Origin of the sequence: Catenulispora sp. GP43 (assembly GCF_041260665.1) — a bacterium.
Taxonomy (GTDB): Bacteria; Actinomycetota; Actinomycetes; order Streptomycetales; family Catenulisporaceae; genus Catenulispora.
This window is the reverse complement of sequence record NZ_JBGCCT010000048.1, coordinates 17,108-34,006: the sequence shown is the minus strand read 5'-3', so window position 1 is coordinate 34,006 and position 16,899 is coordinate 17,108. Positions and strand designations below refer to the sequence as shown.

The 16,899-nt window shown below is 69.8% G+C and carries 15 protein-coding genes; 8 read left to right on the top strand and 7 right to left on the bottom strand.

The window, feature by feature from the left end; genetic code table 11:
* Nucleotides 1–8: 8 nt before the first annotated feature.
* On the bottom strand, nucleotides 9–1,169 hold the full coding sequence (locus tag ABH926_RS50420) for an epoxide hydrolase family protein (protein WP_370374556.1): 1,161 nt from the start codon (nucleotides 1,167–1,169) through the stop codon (nucleotides 9–11).
* Between the two features lie 61 nt (nucleotides 1,170–1,230).
* On the opposite strand from ABH926_RS50420, the gene ABH926_RS50415 reads away from it, so the two are divergent.
* Both ABH926_RS50415 and ABH926_RS50410 read left to right on the top strand, forming a co-directional pair.
* Nucleotides 1,231–2,193, top strand: a complete 963-nt coding sequence (locus ABH926_RS50415) for a helix-turn-helix transcriptional regulator (protein WP_370374555.1) — start codon at nucleotides 1,231–1,233, stop codon at nucleotides 2,191–2,193.
* Nucleotides 2,194–2,314: 121 nt separating this feature from the next.
* Nucleotides 2,315–3,427, top strand: coding sequence for a glycoside hydrolase family 19 protein (locus ABH926_RS50410; protein WP_370374554.1), 1,113 nt, complete (start codon nucleotides 2,315–2,317; stop codon nucleotides 3,425–3,427).
* A 76-nt stretch (nucleotides 3,428–3,503) separates the two neighbouring features.
* Here the strand turns inward: ABH926_RS50410 and ABH926_RS50405 are convergent, their stop codons facing one another.
* Nucleotides 3,504–5,318 (bottom strand): glycoside hydrolase family 76 protein, encoded by a 1,815-nt coding sequence (locus ABH926_RS50405; protein ID WP_370374553.1) that lies wholly within the window; start codon nucleotides 5,316–5,318, stop codon nucleotides 3,504–3,506.
* A gap of 187 nt (nucleotides 5,319–5,505) precedes the next feature.
* On the opposite strand from ABH926_RS50405, the gene ABH926_RS50400 reads away from it, so the two are divergent.
* A complete protein-coding gene (locus tag ABH926_RS50400) occupies nucleotides 5,506–6,363 on the top strand; it encodes an NmrA family NAD(P)-binding protein (protein ID WP_370374552.1) in 858 nt (285 codons plus the stop codon).
* Between the two features lie 12 nt (nucleotides 6,364–6,375).
* Here the strand turns inward: ABH926_RS50400 and ABH926_RS50395 are convergent, their stop codons facing one another.
* The 4 genes from ABH926_RS50395 to ABH926_RS50380 all read right to left on the bottom strand — a co-directional run bounded on the left by ABH926_RS50395 (nucleotide 6,376) and on the right by ABH926_RS50380 (nucleotide 11,210).
* Nucleotides 6,376–7,974: a beta-N-acetylhexosaminidase gene (locus ABH926_RS50395; RefSeq protein ID WP_370374551.1), complete on the bottom strand. Its 1,599-nt coding sequence runs from the start codon at nucleotides 7,972–7,974 to the stop codon at nucleotides 6,376–6,378.
* 26 nt (nucleotides 7,975–8,000) lie between these two features.
* Complete coding sequence (locus tag ABH926_RS50390; protein WP_370374550.1) at nucleotides 8,001–8,831, bottom strand: carbohydrate ABC transporter permease; 831 nt, start codon at nucleotides 8,829–8,831, stop codon at nucleotides 8,001–8,003.
* A complete protein-coding gene (locus ABH926_RS50385) occupies nucleotides 8,828–9,811 on the bottom strand; it encodes a carbohydrate ABC transporter permease (RefSeq protein ID WP_370374549.1) in 984 nt (327 codons plus the stop codon). The genes ABH926_RS50390 and ABH926_RS50385 overlap by 4 nt, the downstream gene beginning before the upstream one ends.
* Nucleotides 9,812–9,872: 61 nt before the next feature.
* Entirely contained in the window at nucleotides 9,873–11,210 is a 1,338-nt protein-coding gene (locus ABH926_RS50380) for an extracellular solute-binding protein (RefSeq protein WP_370374548.1), read from the bottom strand.
* A 246-nt stretch (nucleotides 11,211–11,456) separates the two neighbouring features.
* On the opposite strand from ABH926_RS50380, the gene ABH926_RS50375 reads away from it, so the two are divergent.
* Together ABH926_RS50375 and ABH926_RS50370 are read left to right on the top strand one after the other, a co-directional pair.
* Nucleotides 11,457–12,950, top strand: a complete 1,494-nt coding sequence (locus ABH926_RS50375) for a cellulose binding domain-containing protein (protein WP_370374547.1) — start codon at nucleotides 11,457–11,459, stop codon at nucleotides 12,948–12,950.
* Nucleotides 12,951–13,282: 332 nt separating this feature from the next.
* The gene (locus ABH926_RS50370; protein ID WP_370374546.1) at nucleotides 13,283–14,044 is read left to right on the top strand and encodes a GntR family transcriptional regulator; all 762 of its coding nucleotides are present in this window, start codon (nucleotides 13,283–13,285) and stop codon (nucleotides 14,042–14,044) included.
* A 66-nt stretch (nucleotides 14,045–14,110) separates the two neighbouring features.
* Here ABH926_RS50370 and ABH926_RS50365 read toward each other — a convergent pair whose 3' ends face one another.
* Complete coding sequence (locus tag ABH926_RS50365; protein WP_370344552.1) at nucleotides 14,111–14,437, bottom strand: chorismate mutase; 327 nt, start codon at nucleotides 14,435–14,437, stop codon at nucleotides 14,111–14,113.
* 126 nt (nucleotides 14,438–14,563) lie between these two features.
* On the opposite strand from ABH926_RS50365, the gene ABH926_RS50360 reads away from it, so the two are divergent.
* From ABH926_RS50360 to ABH926_RS50350, 3 genes are read left to right on the top strand one after another with little or no spacing between them, the layout of a single operon-like run.
* Complete coding sequence (locus ABH926_RS50360) at nucleotides 14,564–15,454, top strand: LLM class F420-dependent oxidoreductase (protein WP_370374545.1); 891 nt, start codon at nucleotides 14,564–14,566, stop codon at nucleotides 15,452–15,454.
* 33 nt (nucleotides 15,455–15,487) lie between these two features.
* The gene (locus ABH926_RS50355) at nucleotides 15,488–16,054 is read left to right on the top strand and encodes a TetR/AcrR family transcriptional regulator (protein ID WP_370374544.1); all 567 of its coding nucleotides are present in this window, start codon (nucleotides 15,488–15,490) and stop codon (nucleotides 16,052–16,054) included.
* 34 nt (nucleotides 16,055–16,088) lie between these two features.
* Nucleotides 16,089–16,865, top strand: coding sequence for a cupin domain-containing protein (locus ABH926_RS50350; protein ID WP_370374543.1), 777 nt, complete (start codon nucleotides 16,089–16,091; stop codon nucleotides 16,863–16,865).
* The last annotated feature ends 34 nt before the right edge of the window (nucleotides 16,866–16,899 follow it).

Genomic DNA, 16,899 nt, shown 5'->3' with positions numbered 1-16,899 from the left:
AAACCGCGCTAACCGGCCCGCAGCTCCCGCACAAACTCCCGCACATCCCCCACCAACTCCTCCGGCGCCTGCAACGAAGCAAAGTGCCCACCCACACCGAACTCCCGCCACCGCACGACCGTGTTCGCCCGCTCCGCGAGCCCCCGCACCGCGCGGTCCCCGAGGAAGTTCGCGACGGCGGTCGGCACCCCCGACGGCTCCGGCCTGCTCCCCCACGACGTCCCCGACTCCCGATAGAGCCGCGCCGCCGAACCCGCCGTGCCGGTCAGCCAATACGTCGCCACGTTCGTCAGAATCGCGTCGCGGTCGATCGGCGCGCGGTCGGTGGCCGTCGGATCCCAGTCCACGAACCACTCCAGGTTCCACGCCAGCTGGCCGGCCGGGGAGTCGTTGAGCGAGTAGGCGATCGTCTGCGGGCGCAGCGCCATCTGCGTCGCGTAGCCGTTGTGGCCGAACCACCACATCTGGTTCGCGACCGCCTTCTGCCGGTCCTCCTCCGACAGGTCGCTCAGCTCGTGGCCCGAGCCGCCCGCCGTCGCGGCGTCGGCGAGGGCGTTCACGTGCACACCCATGACCGCCTTCGGCGCCACCCGGCCCAGGGCACACGACACGAGGCTGCCGTAGTCGCCGCCCTGCGCGACGTAACGCTCGTAACCGAGGCGTGCCATCAGTTCCGCCCAGGCGCGGGCGATGCGGGGGACGTCCCAGCCGGTGGCGCCGGTCGGGCCCGAGAAGCCGAAGCCGGGCAGCGACGGGGCCACCACGTGGAAGGCGTCGGCCGGGTCGCCGCCGTGGGCGCGCGGGTCGGTCAGCGGGCCCAGGATGTCGAGGAAGTCGGCCGGGGTGCTGGGCCAGCCGTGGGTGACGACCAGCGGTGTGGCGTCGGGCTCGGGCGAGCGCACGTGCAGGAAGTGCACGTTCTGCCCGTCGATGGCCGTGGTGAACTGCGGGACCTCGTTCAAGCGGGCCTCGTGCGCGCGCCAGTCGTAGCCGGTGCGCCAGTACTCGGCGAGGTCGAGCAGGTAGTCGCGGTCGACGCCGTAGGACCAGCCGACGCCGGGCAGCGCGTCGGGCCAGCGGGTGCGGGCGAGCCGGTCGTTCAGGTCGTCGAGGTCCGCCTGCGGGACGTCGATGCGGAAAGGGGTGATCTCGGATGAAGTGCCGCTCATGAAGCAAGCATCTCCTCTGTGTAGGACAGTTTCGGTCCTACATGTGCGAGAAGATCGATCCATGTCGGAGACCACCCCTGCACGACTGCTGCGCCTGCTGTCCCTGCTCCAGATGCACCGCGACTGGACCGGCACCGAACTGGCCGAGCGCCTCGAGTGCACCACCCGCACGATCCGGCGCGACGTGGATCGGTTGCGGGAGCTGGGATATCCCGTGCACGCCTCGATGGGCCCGGTCGGCGGCTACCGGCTCGGGGCCGGCGCGAAGCTGCCTCCGCTGCTGCTGGACGACGACGAGGCGGTCGCCGTCACGCTGGGGTTGCAGGCCAACGCGACCGGCGGCGTCACAGGGATCGAAGAAGCCTCGCTGCGCGCGCTGACCAAGGTGGAGCAAGTGCTCCCCGCACGGCTGCGCCACCAGGCCGCCTCGCTGCGCGCCGCGGTGGTCGCCATGCCGCCGCGCTACGAGACCGGCGCCGGCGTCGGCGCGGAGACGCTCACCGCCATCTCGGCGGCGATCCGCGGCGCCGAGACCCTGCGCTTCGACTACCTGAGCCACCACGGCGACGGGACCCGGCGCGCCGTCGAGCCGCACCGGATCGCGCACTGGGGCCACCGGTGGTACCTCGTCGGCTGGGACACCGGGCGGGACGACTGGCGCACCTTCCGCGTCGATCGCATGACCCTGCGAACCCCCAACGGCCGGCACTTCGCGCACCGCCCCTCCCCCGACGGCGACGTCGCCGCCTACCTGCGCCGGACGATCTCGTTCGATCCGTGGCCGTACCGTTCCGTCGTCCGCGTCCACGTCCCCGCCGAGGAACTCACCGGACGCGTCGAGGGCATCATCACCCCGATCGACGAGCGCACCTGCCGGCTGGAGATGGGGTCCGACTCCTATGCGCTGGTCGCGCTGGTGATCGGAATGCTGGACGTGGAGTTCGAGGTCGAGTCGCCGCCGGAGTTGCGCGAGCATCTGGAAGCCCTCGCAGGCCGGTTCACCCGCGCCTCAGCCATCAAGTAAGGATCTTGAGCCCCTGTTGGTCTGGACCAATTTATGGCAAAGCCCATTGACTGGTCTGTACCAATTTTGTTCACTCCCAAGTGACCCCGCTCACGCCTTTCCCCCCACAGAGGAGTGGCTCATGACCCTTACTCACCGGCCGAGAAGTACTCGGCTGCTGGCGCTGCTGGCCGTACTGGCCAGCATGCTCGGCCTGGCGCTCGTCGCCCTGCCGGCCACGCAGGCCCACGCGTCGACCGCCTGCGCCGCGCCGTGGAGCTCCACGGTCGCGTACACCGGCGGCCAGACCGCCTCGTACAACGGGGACAACTGGTCCGCCAAGTGGTGGACCCAGGGCGACGTCCCGGGTAACAACGCCCAGGACGTCTGGGTGGATCAGGGTGCGTGCACCGGCGGGAGCGGCGGAGGCGGAGGGGGTGGCGGCAGCAGCTGTAGCTACCCGGCATGGGTGGCCGGCCAGTACTACAACGTCGGCGCCATCGTCACGTACACGCCTAACGGCAATCTCTACATAGCCACCAACGCCAACCCCGGCTACGACCCGACCATCAGCACTTGGTACTGGTCGCCGTACACCTGCACCGGCGGCGGTGGGGGCGGCGGAGGCGGAGGCGGCGGCTCCAACGGATTCGTCGTTAGCGAAGCGCAGTTCGACCAGATCTTCCCGAACCGGAACTCCTTCTACACCTACAGCGGCCTGGTTTCCGCCATCAGCGCCTTCCCCGGCTTCGCCACGACCGGAAGCACCGCGACGCAGCAGCAGGAAGCCGCGGCGTTCCTGGCCAACGTGGACCATGAGACCGGCGGCCTGGTCTACATCAGGGAGATCGACCAGTCCGGCAACTACTGCGCCAGCGAGTCCTACGGCTGCCCGGCCGGCAGCAACCAGTACTACGGCCGCGGCCCGCTGCAGATCAGCTGGAACTTCAACTACTACGCGGCCGGAAACGCTATCGGCGTCGATCTGCTCGACAACCCCGACCTCGCGGCGACGGACTCGGCCACCTCCTGGAAGACCGCGCTCTGGTACTGGATGACCCAGAACGGGCCCGGCACCATGACCGCGCACAACGCGATGGTCAACGGCGCCGGCTTCGGCCAGACGATCTGGGCCATCAACGGCAGCATCGAGTGCAACGGCGGGAACACCGCCGAGATGCAGGACCGGGTCAACGACTACGAGAGCATCACCGGCGTTCTCGGTGTCTCTCCGGGCGGGAACCTCACCTGCTGAACTGCGCGACCAACGATGGAGCCGGCGCTGATGGCGCCGGCTCCATCCGGTTATCCCGCCGCATGTACGGCCGCTGCTACATACCGGCGCTCAACGCGTCCTGCCCCGAGGACGTGCAGCGGTAGCCGGTCTCCTGCGCGGAGCTGGCACCGCCCCACAACATCCCCTTCTGATTGAACCCATATGTGTCCTTGGCGAGGATCGACGTCGCCTGCGTCGCCATGAACGACGCGAAGCTGTTGTCGTTCGCGTCGCGCGCGTACTCGTACAGGTTCCGGACGAAGATCCCCTTGAACAGCGAGTCGTCACTGTCGCAGTCGTTGTTCCCGACCGGCTCGCTGAGCACGCCGCCCGACACCAGCCGCGTCGTCGCGGCCTGCGCGATGGTCTTCGCCCGCGCCAGCAGGGTGCTGTCGCCACCCCGCGCGATCGACAGCTGCGCGAGGCCGTCGAGGATCACGCCCTGGTTGTAGGTGAACGTCCCGCCGCCGTTGTTCTTGCACGTGCCGTCGGTAGTGAGGCCGTCGTTGACCAGGCCGGACGAGTTGATCATCCCGGTGCCGGCGAACCACTGCCATTCGGCGTTCGCCCGGCCCAGATCGGTGGTGTTCTTGGTGTGGTTGTACAGGGCCGCGTTCAGCTTCAGGTACAGCTCGTTGGTGATGGCGTTCTTGTAGCCGGACGAACCGGTACTGGTGTTCCACCACACGCCGCCGCCGCAATAGCCGTCCCAGTGGCTCGCCATGATGTCGGCGTCGGTCTGGGCCATGTTCAGATAGTCCGAGACCCCGGTGTAGTCGTAGGCCCGCAGCCACGCCAGACCCCACCAGCCGATGTCGTCGTTGTAGCCGTAGGTGTCGTAGTTCTGGCTGATCTGGCTGCCGTCGTTGCGGAGGTTGTGGTACCAGACCTGGCGGATGACGTAGTCGTAGCTGTGGTCGCCGGTGCGCTGCAGATAGTCGATGAGCGACGTGAGCGCGTTCGCGTCGGTCCAGCCGTACGCCCCGGACCACAGGCCGGTGCGCGGGCTCCAGTACTGGCTGACCGCGGCGGCGCCGTCGGCCTTGCCGCCGAGCTCCGGCCGGAACCAGCCGGTGCAGGCGATCTCCGGCCGGTTACCGGCCTTGCCGCAGGCCCGCAGCACGCCGACCTGCTCGGTCAGCCGGTCGTCGAAGTTGTACATCATCGTGCGCCAGCCGGTCTGGCCGCTCGGGATCGTGGTGTCGCCGATCTTCGAGCCCGAACTCCAGGTGGCCCCGTTGTCGTACGAACGGTCCATCCACGCCTCGTCGGTGGGCTGGCCGTTGTCGATGCTCGCCCAGGCCATGTCGTCGGCGTCGGAGACGTGCAGGACGATGTTCCGCCCCCACTGCGAGGCCGTACCGGCCTGCCGGTCGCCGGCGGCCACGCCCGGATCGCGGACGTCCGGATAGTGGTTCACCGCGGCGGTGGCCTCGCTGAACCAGCCGGTGCAGGCGATCTCCGGCCGGTTGCCGGCCTTGCCGCAGGCTCGCAGCACGCCGTGCTGGCCGCCGCCGGGGTTGTCGAAGTTGTACATCATCGTGCGCCAGCCGGTCTGGCCGCTCGGGATCGTGGTGTCGCCGATCTGCGCGTCGGAGCTCCAGGTGGCGCCGCCGTCGTAGGAGCGGTCCATCCAGACCTCGTCGGTGGGCTGGCCGTTGTCGATGCTGGCCCAGGCCATGTCGTCGGCGTCGGACACGTGCAGGACGATGTTCCGTCCCCACTGCGAGGCCGACGCGGCCTGCCGGTCGCCGGCCGACCAGCCGGGATCACGGACGTCGGGGTAGATGTTGGTGACGGCGACGAACGCGTGTGCCTTCGCGGCGGTCGCGAACGTCGCTGTCGCGGTCAGCAGGAGCGCAAAGGCCACGGCGGCCGCTGCTTCCCAAGTGTGCCGGCCACGTGCTGTTCGATGAGACAAGGGCCTTGTCCTTCCTCGGGGCCGAATAAAGCAGTGATCGGACCACCGGGAAGGGTAGTCACGCCCGAGCCGCCCGTTAAGTAAGGCCACTGGCTATTCTCGTGCAGGACACGAAGATCGGCAGGAAGGCGGAACGATGAGTTCTCTGACCGTGGTCACCGGAGCGACCGGCAACGTCGGCGGTGCGTTGGTGACGGCCCTGGTCGAGGCGGGTATGCCGGTGCGCGCGGTGGTACGTGCCGAGGCGGACGCGGCGCGGTTCGCCGCCGCCGGCGCGCAGACCGCGATCGGCGACCTGAACGAGCCCGCGTCGCTGGCCGCCGCGCTGGAGGGCGCGCAGGCCCTGTTCCTGCTGCCCGGCTACGCGGACATGCCCGGCCTTTACGCCGCGGCGCGCGAAGCAGGCGTCGGCCATGTCGTGCAGTTGTCCGGCGTGTCGGCGGGGAGCGGCGACATGTCCAACGCCGTCACGGCGTACATGGTGCGCAGCGAACAGGCCGCGGCGGAGTCGAAGCTGCCGTACACCGTGGTCCGGCCCTCGGCGTTCATGACGAACGCACTGCGCTGGGCCGGGCAGGTCCGCGACGGCGACACCGTCACCCTGCCGTTCCCGAGCGTGGCCACCGCCTGCCTGCACCCGGCGGACCTCGGCGCCGTCATCGCCGCGGTGATCGCCGAGCCGGACCGGTACAGCGGCGAGGTACTTCTGCCCACCGGCCCGGAGGCCCTGCTCCCCGGCGACCAGGTGGCGATCCTGGCCGGCGTCCTGGATCGGCCGCTGCGCTTCGAAGGACTCACCGACGAGCAGGCGCGCGAGGCGATGGTCGCGGACGGCACGCCGCAGCCGTACATCGACGCGTTCCTCGACTTCTATGCGAAGGGAAGCCTCGACGAGTCGCCGGTGCGCACCACCGTCGCCGACGTGACCGGTAGCGCGCCCCGGACCTTCGCCGCGTGGGCGGCGGACAATGCCGCCGCTTTCACACGTCGTTGAAAGCCGGACTGATCAGGGCATCGACAGTCCGGCACCGGGATCCCAGCCCTCCGGCCGAGCGCTCGGCAGCGCCCCGAGCGCGGCCAGCCTCAGCAGATGGTGCTGGAGGCGGGCCGCGAAGTCGGCGGGATCGCGGCGCTCGTCGCTCCACGCTCCTTCGGCCAGAGCGCACAGGCGCGGGTAAAGCAGATGCCTGACGACCTCCGTCGTCGGCGCGGACTCGGTCCACAGCTGTGCCTGGGTTCCCAGGACGCCGGGTCCGCCGGAGGCGTCGTCCAGAGCTGCGGCGCCGACGGCGGTCAGACCTGTCGGTAGCGGGTCAAAAAAGTAGGCGTCGGCGAGGGTCAGGACACGGTCGTCCGCCGAGGGGGGTTCGTCGGGGTGGCCGGTCTGGCGGTAGTCCAGGTAGGTGTGCTCGTGCGGGGCCACGATCACCTGGTGGCCGCGCGCGATCGCCTCCGCGGCGTGCTCCGGCTTCAGCCAGGCGGTGGCGACCACGCCGGGGTCCAGGTTGCCGACGCCCACCGCGTCGTTCCAGCACACGGCGCGGCGGCCGTTCTCGGCCAGGAATCCCTGCATCCGGCTCAGGAACCAGCCCAGGAGTTCGGCGACGTCGAGCAGACCGGCCTGCGCGGCTCGGCGGCGGGCGTCCTCGCTGTGCTCCCACTGGACCGTCCGGCACTCGTCGCCGCCGATGTGGATATTGCGGGACGGGAAGAGCGTCATGACGTCGGACAGCACGTGCCGGCAGAAGTCGAGGGCTTCGTCGTGCACCGCGAGGATGTCCTCGCTGATGCCCCAGGAGGTCCACACCGGAAGCCTGATGTCGGGGTGGTTGCCCAGCGCCGGGTAGGCGGCGAGGGCCGCGCGGGTGTGGCTGGGCATGCCGATCTCGGGGACGATGGTCACACCGCGGGCCGCCGCGTACTCGACGAGCCCGGCGAGTTCTCGCCGCGTGTAGTAGCCGGAGTGCGGGACGCCGTCGAACACGGTCGATCCGGCGCGGCCGACCATCGACTCGGTGCGGGTCGAGCCGATCTCGGTGAGCAGCGGCAGACCGTCGATCTCGACGCGCCAGCCCTGGTCGTCGGTGAGGTGCAGATGCAGGATGTTGAGTTTGTGCAGGGCGATCTCGTCGACGAGACGGTGCAGGAACTCGATCGGCATGAAGTGCCGTGCCACGTCCAGCATCACGCCGCGCCAGGCCAGGCGCGGCGCGTCGCGGATGTGGCAGGCCGGCCAGCGCCAGTCGCCGGCCGGGGCCGCGGCCGGATCGGCTGACAGCGCCTGGGCCGGGAGCAGTTGCCGCAGCGTCTGCACCCCGTTGAAGAGCCCTGCTTCGCTCGGCGCCGCGAGCGTCACCTGGTCCGGGGTGATCCGCAGCTCGTAGCCGTGGGGATGGTCGTGGGCGCCGTCGTCGAGGCCGACGGAGATAGCCGTGGCCGCGGCTGCGGCCGGGCCGGCGGCGGTGCGCGGGCGGCCGGCGCCGAGGTAGGCCGCGAGCAGGTCGGCGGGACGTTCGGCACCGGGACCGGCGTGCAGGTTCAGCTCCGGTCCCAGGACGAACTCGCCGGGGCGCGCGGTGTACTCGGCGGGGCGGGGGATCATCACGAAAGGCCTTTCGGTTCAGCCAGAGTTCAGCCCTTGACGGCGCCGGCGGTCATGCCGGCGGTGAGCCGGGTCTGCGCGATCAGGAAGAAGACGACGGCGGGGAGTGCGAACAGCGTCGAGCCCGCGATGAGGCCCGCGTAGTCGGTGCCGGTGTTGGTGGAGAAGGTGGCCAGCCACACCGGCAGCGTGTAGTGGGCGTCGTCCTTCATCATCACGTAGGCGTAGATGTAGTCGTTCCAGGCCGTGATGAACGCGAAGATCGAGGTGGCGATGATGCCGGGGGCCAGCAGCGGGAGCATGACGTGCCGGATGACCTGCCCGGGGCTCGCGCCGTCGAGTCTGGCGGCCTCCTCCAGCTCGACCGGGATGCCCTGGGCGAAGCCGCGCAGGATCCAGATGGTGAGCGGGACGACGAAGGCGGTGTAGGTGAGCCCGAGCGACAGCAGGTTGTTGAGCAGGTGCAGGTTCTTCATGGTGAGGAACATCGGGATCACCAGCGCGGGGGCCGGGATCATCTGGATGCCGAAGATCGTGACGAGGATGGCGCGCCGGCCCACGAAGCGGAAGCGGGCCAGGGCAAGCGCCGCCAGGAAGCCCACGACGGTCGCCACGACCACCACGGACAGCGTCACGATGAGGCTGTTGACGACGTAGTGGCCGAAGTTCGGCTTGCCGACGGCGTCGGCGAAGTTGGCCAGCGTCAGCGGGAACGGCAGGAACTTCGGGGTGGTGGTGAGGATGTCGTGCTGCGGCTTGAAGGCGGTGTTGACCATCCAGTACAGCGGGAACGCCCAGACCAGGACGAAGACCGAGCCGCCGATGTTCAGCAGGACCCGGTTGCGGCCCTTGGCTGTCATGATTCCTCCCCGGACACGACCAGACGCCGGACCCACCAGCCGACCAAGACGGCCAGCAGGACCACCGAGAACACCGCGATCGCCGCGCCCTGTCCGTAGGACTGCGAGGCGAAGGCCTGGGTGAAGGACCAGATCGCGATCGTGGTGGTGGCGCCGTCGGGGCCGCCCTTGGTGAGGATCCAGATCTGGTTGAAGACGTTGAAGTCCCAGATCACCGACAGGACGGTGACCAGCATGAGCACCGGACGCAGGAACGGCACCGTGACGGTGCGCAGCTGCCGCAGGTATCCGGCGCCGTCGATCGCGGCGGCCTCGTAGTAGTCGCCGGGGATCTGGCTCAGGCCCGCGTACAAGGTCAGAGCGACAAAGGGCACTGATATCCAGACCACGAGCAGCCACACGACGACGAAGCCGGAGGTCGTTCCGGCGAGGAAGTCGTGCTGTCGCAGGTCGCCGAAGACGTGCAGTTGGGTGAGCAGCCAGTTGATGACGCCGTAGGTCGGCTGGAAGAGCCACTGCCAGACCAGCGTCGAGGCGACGGTCGGCATGGCCCAGGCCCCCAGCAGCGCGAGCATCATCGCGACCCGCAGCCGCCGGCCCGCGGCGACCATCATCAGCGCCGCCCCGAAACCGATGACGACCGTCCCGGCGACGAGCGTCGCGGCGAACACGACGGTCCGGAGCAGGACCGGGACCAGCTGCGAGTCGTGCAGGATCGCGGTGTAGTTCGCGCCGCCGACGGAGGTGGCGCGCCCGGTGATCAGGGTACGGAGACCGAAGCCCTGGGTGGAGATGACGCCGAGGCGCACGAGCGGGTAGCCGACGACCGCGGCCAGCAGGACGATCGCGGGTATCAGCAGGATGTAGGGCTGGAGTTGGCGAGGCCGGCGCGGCCCGGCCGCCCCCGGGGTGTCGGGGGCGGCGGGCTTGTGCGGCGGCGTGCCCTGGCGCCGGGGCGCTTGGGTGGGCAGCGCGTTCACGGGTGGGTGCCTCCAGGTGCGCCGGAGGTCGGGGCGGCGGCCACCCCCGTCATCAGAACCCTCATTGCGCCGGCGCGTTCAGCGCCTGGTCCAGGTGCGCGTCCAGGGTCTTGGCGGCGTCGGCGGTCGACTTGCGGCCGGTGGCGATGTCGGCGAAGAAGTCGTTGATGGACTTGTCCGACTCGATCGTCGCCCAGCCGGCGACGGCCGGGGTCGCCACCGAGGTCTTGGCCGCCGTGAAGAAGGCCTTCGAGATGTCCGGCAGGCCGCCCATCGACTGGTCGATGACCTCGGAGGAGGCCGGGATCCAGTGGTCGATGCCGACGATCGCCGAGGTCTGGACGCCGGGGTCGGTGGCCGCCTTCAGGTAGGCCAGCGCCAGGGCCTGGTTCTTGCTCTTGGCCGCGACCACCAGGTCGGAGCCGCCGAGGAAGACCGGCTGGGTCTTGCCGTCGGTGGCGCTGGGGAAGGGGAAGGTGCCGAGCTCGTCCTTCAGCGAGGGATCCACCTTCAGGATCTTGTTGACGTTCGAGTTCAGGATGGTCGCGGTCTTGCCCTGGGCGAACAGGGTGTTGAAGTCCGGGGCCGTGGTGTCGACGTCCTGGGAGGCCTTCGAGGAGTACTTGCCGATGAAGTCCTTCCAGGCCTGAAGCCCCTGCTGGGCCTGGGGCGACTCCAGCTGGCCGGTCCACTTGCCGCCGGACTGTGTGGCGAGCTGGCCGCCGGCGTCCCACACGAACTGCATCGCGCCGTACCAGTAGCGGCCGGGGAAGTAGAAGGCTGAGAAGTCGGGGGCGGTGTTCTTGGCCTTGATGGCGTCCAGGTCCGCGGTCAGCTGCGCGTAGGTGGTCGGGACCGCGGTGATGCCGGCGTCGGCCCAGATCTTCTTGTTGTAGATGACCGCGCGGTTGCCGGCGAACAGCGGCGCGCCGTAGCTGTGGCCGTCGACGGTGGCCGGGCCCGCGAGCCCGGGCAGCCAGTGCTGGCCGGCCTGCAGCTGGGTCAGGACCGAGGTCAGGTCGGTGAGGCCGGAGCTGGCGGCGAACAGCGGGACGTCGGTGTTGCCGATCTCGATGACATCCGGCGGGTTGTCCTGGGCCAGCGCGGTGGCGATCTTGGTGTTGATGCCGTCCCACTGCTGGATCTCGACCTTCACCTGGGCGCCGGTCGAGGCGGTGAACTTGTCGTTGATCGCCTTGGTGGCGGCGTCGGACAGGTCGCCGTCCATGTACCAGACGGTCAGGGTCTTGCCGGCGCCGGAGCCCGCCCCGGCGATCGCGGCCTGCTGTGCGCCGGAGTTCGAGGACCCGGAAGACCCGGAGCCGGCGCTGGAGCAGGCCGCGACGCCGAGCACGAGGACACTTCCCACGGCCAGCGCGGCCGATGTGCGTATGCGCATGGTGTTCCTTACCTTCGAGCTCTGTCGGATGACGACGGATGAAGATGAGCGAGGTGCGACGGATGCTTGCACTTTCCCATTGGTAATGTCAATGGTCACCCCGCACGGCCTGCCAGCACCGGCGAAGAGTGACCGAAGGTCTTCTGTGACCTCAAGAAATGGCCATTTCGGGCGTGCCGAGACGAGGTCTTGACAGACCAGTGACGCGGTCGCATCCTGAACGCCAGCACCGCTAAGAAGTTACCTATGGTCCTCTCGCAGGCCACCTCACCGCACCGTCACGGCAGCACCGACCCCACCAAGGAGTTCCCTGACATGCGCCACCGCCCCGCCCCGCGCCGCTCGCTCGCGGCCTTCACCGCCGCCGGCGTGGCCGGCGCCTTCGGCCTCACCGCGGCCGTGCTGACCACCACCGCGCACGCCGCCGGCGCCCCCGCCGCGCTGGCCTACCACGTCGGCTCGACGGGCTCGGACATGGTCGAGCCCTGGTTCACCGTCACCAACACCAGCGGCGCGGCCCTGGACCTGTCGACGGTGAAGATCCGCTACTACTTCACGATCGACTCCGCGCCCTCATACCAGTTCACCTGCGAATGGGCGCAGATCGGCTGCGGGAACATCACCGGCGCCATCGGCACCCTGGCCGCACCGACCGCGACCGCGGACCACTACCTGGAGGTCGGGTTCGCCAGCGGCTCCCTGGCCCCGGGCGCCTCGACCGGCGACATGCAGCTGCGGATGAACGCCGCCGGCTGGGCCCCGGTGAACCAGGCCGACGACTACTCGTTCAACGCGTCGCAGACCTCTTACGCCCCGTCGGGCACGATCACGCTGGCGGTCAACGGGGCGATCGTCTCCGGCACCGCACCCGGCGGGAACCCGCCGCCCACCAGCCCGTCCAGCTCGCCGAGCACCAGCCCGTCGAGCTCCCCGAGCTCCGGCGGTGGCGGCGGGACGCCGTCCGGCACGCTGTTCGACGACTTCTCCTACACCGGCCCGTCCGACCCGAACCTGGGCGCGCACGGCTGGGCGATCCGCACCGGCTCCGGCGGCCCGGGGGTGCAGAACACCTGGTCCGCGGACACGTTCAGCTTCCCGAGCGACTCCACCGCGCAGGGCGGGCACGTCATGGACCTGACGGCCTCGACCGACGGCACCAGCTCCGGCACCAAGCAGGCCGAGATCGACACCACGCAACAGAAGTTCTTCGAGGGCACCTACGCCGCCCGCGTCTACTTCAACGACGCCCCGACCACCGGCCCCAACGGCGACCACGTGAACGAGACCTTCTACACGATCACCCCCGACAACTCGCTCTACAGCGAGGACGACTTCGAGTACCTGCCCAACGGCGGCTGGGGCGGCCCGGCGAACTCGATGTACACGACCAGCTGGTACAGCGCCGACGCGATGGACCGGGTCACCAACGACACCATCGGCAGCCTGCAGGGCTGGCACACCCTGGTGGCCACGGTCTACGGCGGCACGGTGACGTACTACATCGACGGCAAGCAGGTGTTCTCCAGCACCGGCAAGTACTACCCGCGCGAGGCGATGACCATCGACTTCAACGAGTGGTTCATCGACCTGCCGATCACCGGCGCCCGCACCTGGAACGAGAAGGTCAACTGGGTGTACTACGCGAAGGGCGTGGCGCAGTCGCCGACCGACGTGCAGAACGCGGTCAACGGCTACTACAAGGGCGGCACGCACTTCACGGACACGGTGCCGAGCAGCTGAGTCCGGCGCTCGCCCCCCGCTCCGGCCACGGGTCACGCCCGCGGCCGGAGCGTTCCCGACCGGCGGCGCGGCCCGACCTGAGCACGGGCCGCGTCGCCTTAGGGCCCGCAACCGGCAGTGTTGCGACCACGCACCCGCTGTACAGCATGGCCGCATGACCGCATGACCGCCCCAACCGACCACAGCAGGGAAGCCCGCAGGCATTGCAGCCGCCGAACCGAACCACCACCGCGCCCGACCGACGCCCCGCCGCCTACCACCCCACCGCCCACCGCCCGCCGCTCCGGCCGGCCGGGGCGCCCGACCGGCCAGACCTGGCAGAATCATCCGATGTGACTGGCAGCCAGACCCGCCCGGCCCGCAAAGTGGCCACCGCCAAGCGCGACCGTGTGCGCGACCACCTGCTGCAGCTGATCGACACCGCCGCTCCGGGGACCAGCCTGGATTCCGAGCGCGACCTGGCCGAGAGTCTGGGGGTGTCGCGGCCCACGGTGCGTGCCGCGTTGCAGGATCTGGCGCGGTCCGGGTACCTGGTGCGGCATCAGGGGCGCGGGACGTTCACCAGTCCGCGCAAGATCGATCAGGCGCTGACCGGGGACGGCGGGGACGGGGCCGCGGCGTTGGCCGCGCCGTCGGCGGAGGGGACCTGGACCAGTCACGTCGTCACGTTCCGCACCTCGGCGGCCGGGCCGTCGCGGGCGACGCGGTTCGGGATCGCCGCCGACGCGCCGATTCTGCGGATCGTGCGGGTGCGGCTGGTCGAGGGCGAGCCGATCGCGATCGAGCGGCTCGACGTGCCCGCCGCGCTGGTGCCGAACCTGAAGCCGGCCGATGTCGAGTCCGGCAACTTCTACCATCTGCTGCGCGACCGGCACGGCATCAAGGTCTGCGACGCCGTGCAGACCATGGAGCCCACGGTCGCCAATCCCGAGCAGGCCGAGCTGCTCGACATCGAGGTCTACGCGCCGCTGTTGCAGGTCGAGCGGACCACCAAGGACACCACCGGGCGGGTCGTGGAGTTCGCGCACTCGGTGTACCGCGGTGACCGGTACCGCATCACGACACGGCTGCATCTGGACGCGACCTCTGGCTGAGCAGAAAACTCAGGGCCGCCCCCACCGGTAGGTATGGACGGCCGAAGTCCGCGATCCCCCCCGCTGCTACTGCGTCTGGTGCGCCCGGTGGTTCCGGACCACTTCGTCGATGATGAAGTTCAGGAACTTCTCCGCGAACTCCGGGTCCAGCCGCGCCTCCTCGGCCAGCGACCGCAGCCTCTTGATCTGCACGGCCTCCCGGTCGGAGTCGACCGCCGGCATCCCGTGCTTCGCCTTCAGCCGACCGACCTGCTGCGTGCACTTGAAGCGCTCCGCGAGCAGGTGCACGACCGCCGAGTCGAGGTTGTCGATGCTGGCGCGGAGCTCCAGGAGGCGGCTGCGCGCGTCCTGCGATGCCTCTTCGTCTTGCAATGTGGACAAATCGCTCGTCATGCCGCCCAGGGTACCCGAGGACAGAGCACTGATCACTTGAGATTCATCTCGTATCGCAAGACGAGACGGATGGAGGCATATTAGAGCTCTGAATAAGTCGGAAACCGAGCTCGCGAGGTGGGGCCCATGACCCGTCCGTTCCGATTCGGCGTCAACATGATCACTCCGGCCGATGCCGGCGCGTGGCGGGAGAAGTGCCGCAAGGCCGAGGCGATCGGCTTCGACGTGATCACCGTGGCCGACCACCTGGGGATGCCCGCGCCGTTCCCCGCACTCGTCGCCGCCGCCGAGGCGACCGAGCGGCCGCGCCTGGGGACCTTCACGCTCAACGCCGGGTTTTTCAACCCGACCCTGCTCGCCCGCGAGGTGGCCACCACCGACCAGCTCACCGGCGGCCGCCTCGAACTCGGGCTCGGAACCGGCTACGTGCGGGCCGAGCACGACACGGCGGGCCTGCCCTTCGGCACGCCGGGCCAGCGCGTGGCGCACCTGCGCCGCACCGTCGAGGAGCTCGAACGGCTTGCCCGGGCTGAGGATTTCGCGCCGCACCCGGTGCAGACCCCTCGGCCGCCGCTCCTGATCGGCGGCAACGGCGACCGCATGTTGGAACTGGCAGCCCGCCACGCCGACATCGTCGCGTTCACCGGCGCGGGCTTCGACCCGGCCGACCCGACCGGCACGCCGCGCGCAATCAGCGCGGAGCAGTTGGACGAACGCGTCGCCGCGTACCGGACGTTCGCCGCCGACCGCGCCGAGCCCGCCGAACTCAACCTCCTGATCCAGATGGTCATGCCCGCCCCCGACCGCCGCGCCGCCATCCGGCCGCACCTGGACCACGTCCCGCACCTCACCGAGGACCAGGCGCTCGGCCTGCCGATCCTGCTCATCGGCACCACCGAGCAGATGGCCGAGCAGGTGCGTGCGCAGCGGGAGCGCTACGGCTTCACGTATCTCACGGTGCTCGAGCCGTGGATGGACACGTTCACGCCGGTCATGGAGGCGCTGCGCGGGGAGTGACTTCTGTACCTACTAGTATGTACACTGTTCCTCATGACGACGAGGGAACGGCTCATCGAGAGCACCCGCACCCTGTTGTGGGAGCGCGGCTACGTCGGGACCAGCCCGAAGGACATCCAACACCGGGCCGGGGCCGGCCAGGGCAGCATGTACCACCACTTCTCCGGCAAGGAGGAGCTGGCGCGGGTCGCGATCGACCGGACCGCCGAGGAGATGCGCGCCGGCGTGGACGCCCTGCTGTCCGGGCCGGGCACCCCGCTGGAGCGCATCTCGGCCTACCTGCGCAGGGAACGCGACGTCCTGAAGGGCTGCCCGATCGGCCGGCTGACCCAGGACCCTGACGTGATGGACGCGCCGCTCCTCGTGGCGCCGGTCGCCGAGACCCTCACCTGGCTGCGCGAGCGCCTGGCGGCCCTGGTGGCCGAGGGCGTCGACGACGGCGAGCTGAATCCGGCCCTGGATCCGGCGGCCACGGCGGCCGCGATCGTCGCCACCCTCCAGGGCGGATACGTCCTGGCCCGCGCCGACGACGACCCCGAAGCCTTCCAGCAGGCGGTAGAAGGCATTCTGGCGCTGCTCGGCGCCCCTTCCGCCCGCTGACCACCGAACGACCAGGCTCGAAGGAAGAGTGATCATGCAGATCTCCCGCGCTCCCCGCACCGGCGTGCCCGCCTCGTCCGAGTGGATCACCGGCGACGCCGTCATCGAAGAACTCGCGGCTCCGACCGGACCGTCGCGCACCCAGGTCGACAGCGTGCGCTTCGCTCCGGGCGCTCGCACCCGCTGGCACCACCACCCGCTCGGGCAGGTGCTGGTCGTCACGGACGGCACCGCTTTGGTCCAGCGTCGCGGTGGCGCCGTCGAGACCGTCCCCACCGGTGACACGGTGCGGATCGAGGCCGGCGAATGGCACTGGCACGGCGCCACCCCCGATGCGGCGATGACCCACCTGGCCATCGAGGAGCTGCCGGAGGACGGCCGGATCGCGGAGTTCGCCGAAGCGGTCACGGACGACGAATACACCGCCGGACGCACGGACGCGGCCGATGCACAGTCCGAAACACAGGCCGAGCCGACGCCGCCCATGAGCCGAGTCATCGTCATGGACCAGAAGCTGCCCGAACCCCTTCTCACCCACCGCCTCGAGATCCGGCGGATCACCGTCGCCCCCGGCTACGCCGCCGGGCTGCACGTCCACAACGGACCGGTCTTCGGCAACATCGAGACCGGCTCGGCCATGTACCAGATCGAGGGCGAGCAGGCCGTCCTGCTCCGGCCCGGCGACGTGTTCTACGAGCCGGAAGGCGTCCGGATCGCGCGCTTCGACGCGCAAGAGGACGGCGTCACCTTCTTCGGCTACTTCCCGCTCGCCGACGGGGTCGACGCCGAGCTGGTGTTCCCGGAAGACTGAGCGCGCCAGCCGAGCGCCACCCGAGCGTTCGCCA

Excerpts from the sequence above, each read along its gene's own strand:
- ABH926_RS50365 (WP_370344552.1), bottom strand. The coding sequence starts at position 14,437 with ATGACGAGCGATTTGTCCACATTGCAAGACGAAGAGGCATCGCAGGAC.
- ABH926_RS50410 (WP_370374554.1), top strand. The coding sequence starts at position 2,315 with ATGACCCTTACTCACCGGCCGAGAAGTACTCGGCTGCTGGCGCTGCTG.
- ABH926_RS50380 (WP_370374548.1), bottom strand. The coding sequence starts at position 11,210 with ATGCGCATACGCACATCGGCCGCGCTGGCCGTGGGAAGTGTCCTCGTG.
- ABH926_RS50350 (WP_370374543.1), top strand. The coding sequence starts at position 16,089 with ATGCAGATCTCCCGCGCTCCCCGCACCGGCGTGCCCGCCTCGTCCGAG.
- ABH926_RS50390 (WP_370374550.1), bottom strand. The coding sequence starts at position 8,831 with ATGACAGCCAAGGGCCGCAACCGGGTCCTGCTGAACATCGGCGGCTCG.
- ABH926_RS50415 (WP_370374555.1), top strand. The coding sequence starts at position 1,231 with ATGTCGGAGACCACCCCTGCACGACTGCTGCGCCTGCTGTCCCTGCTC.
- ABH926_RS50375 (WP_370374547.1), top strand. The coding sequence starts at position 11,457 with ATGGTCCTCTCGCAGGCCACCTCACCGCACCGTCACGGCAGCACCGAC.
- ABH926_RS50360 (WP_370374545.1), top strand. The coding sequence starts at position 14,564 with ATGACCCGTCCGTTCCGATTCGGCGTCAACATGATCACTCCGGCCGAT.
- ABH926_RS50355 (WP_370374544.1), top strand. The coding sequence starts at position 15,488 with ATGACGACGAGGGAACGGCTCATCGAGAGCACCCGCACCCTGTTGTGG.
- ABH926_RS50420 (WP_370374556.1), bottom strand. The coding sequence starts at position 1,169 with ATGAGCGGCACTTCATCCGAGATCACCCCTTTCCGCATCGACGTCCCG.
- ABH926_RS50400 (WP_370374552.1), top strand. The coding sequence starts at position 5,506 with ATGAGTTCTCTGACCGTGGTCACCGGAGCGACCGGCAACGTCGGCGGT.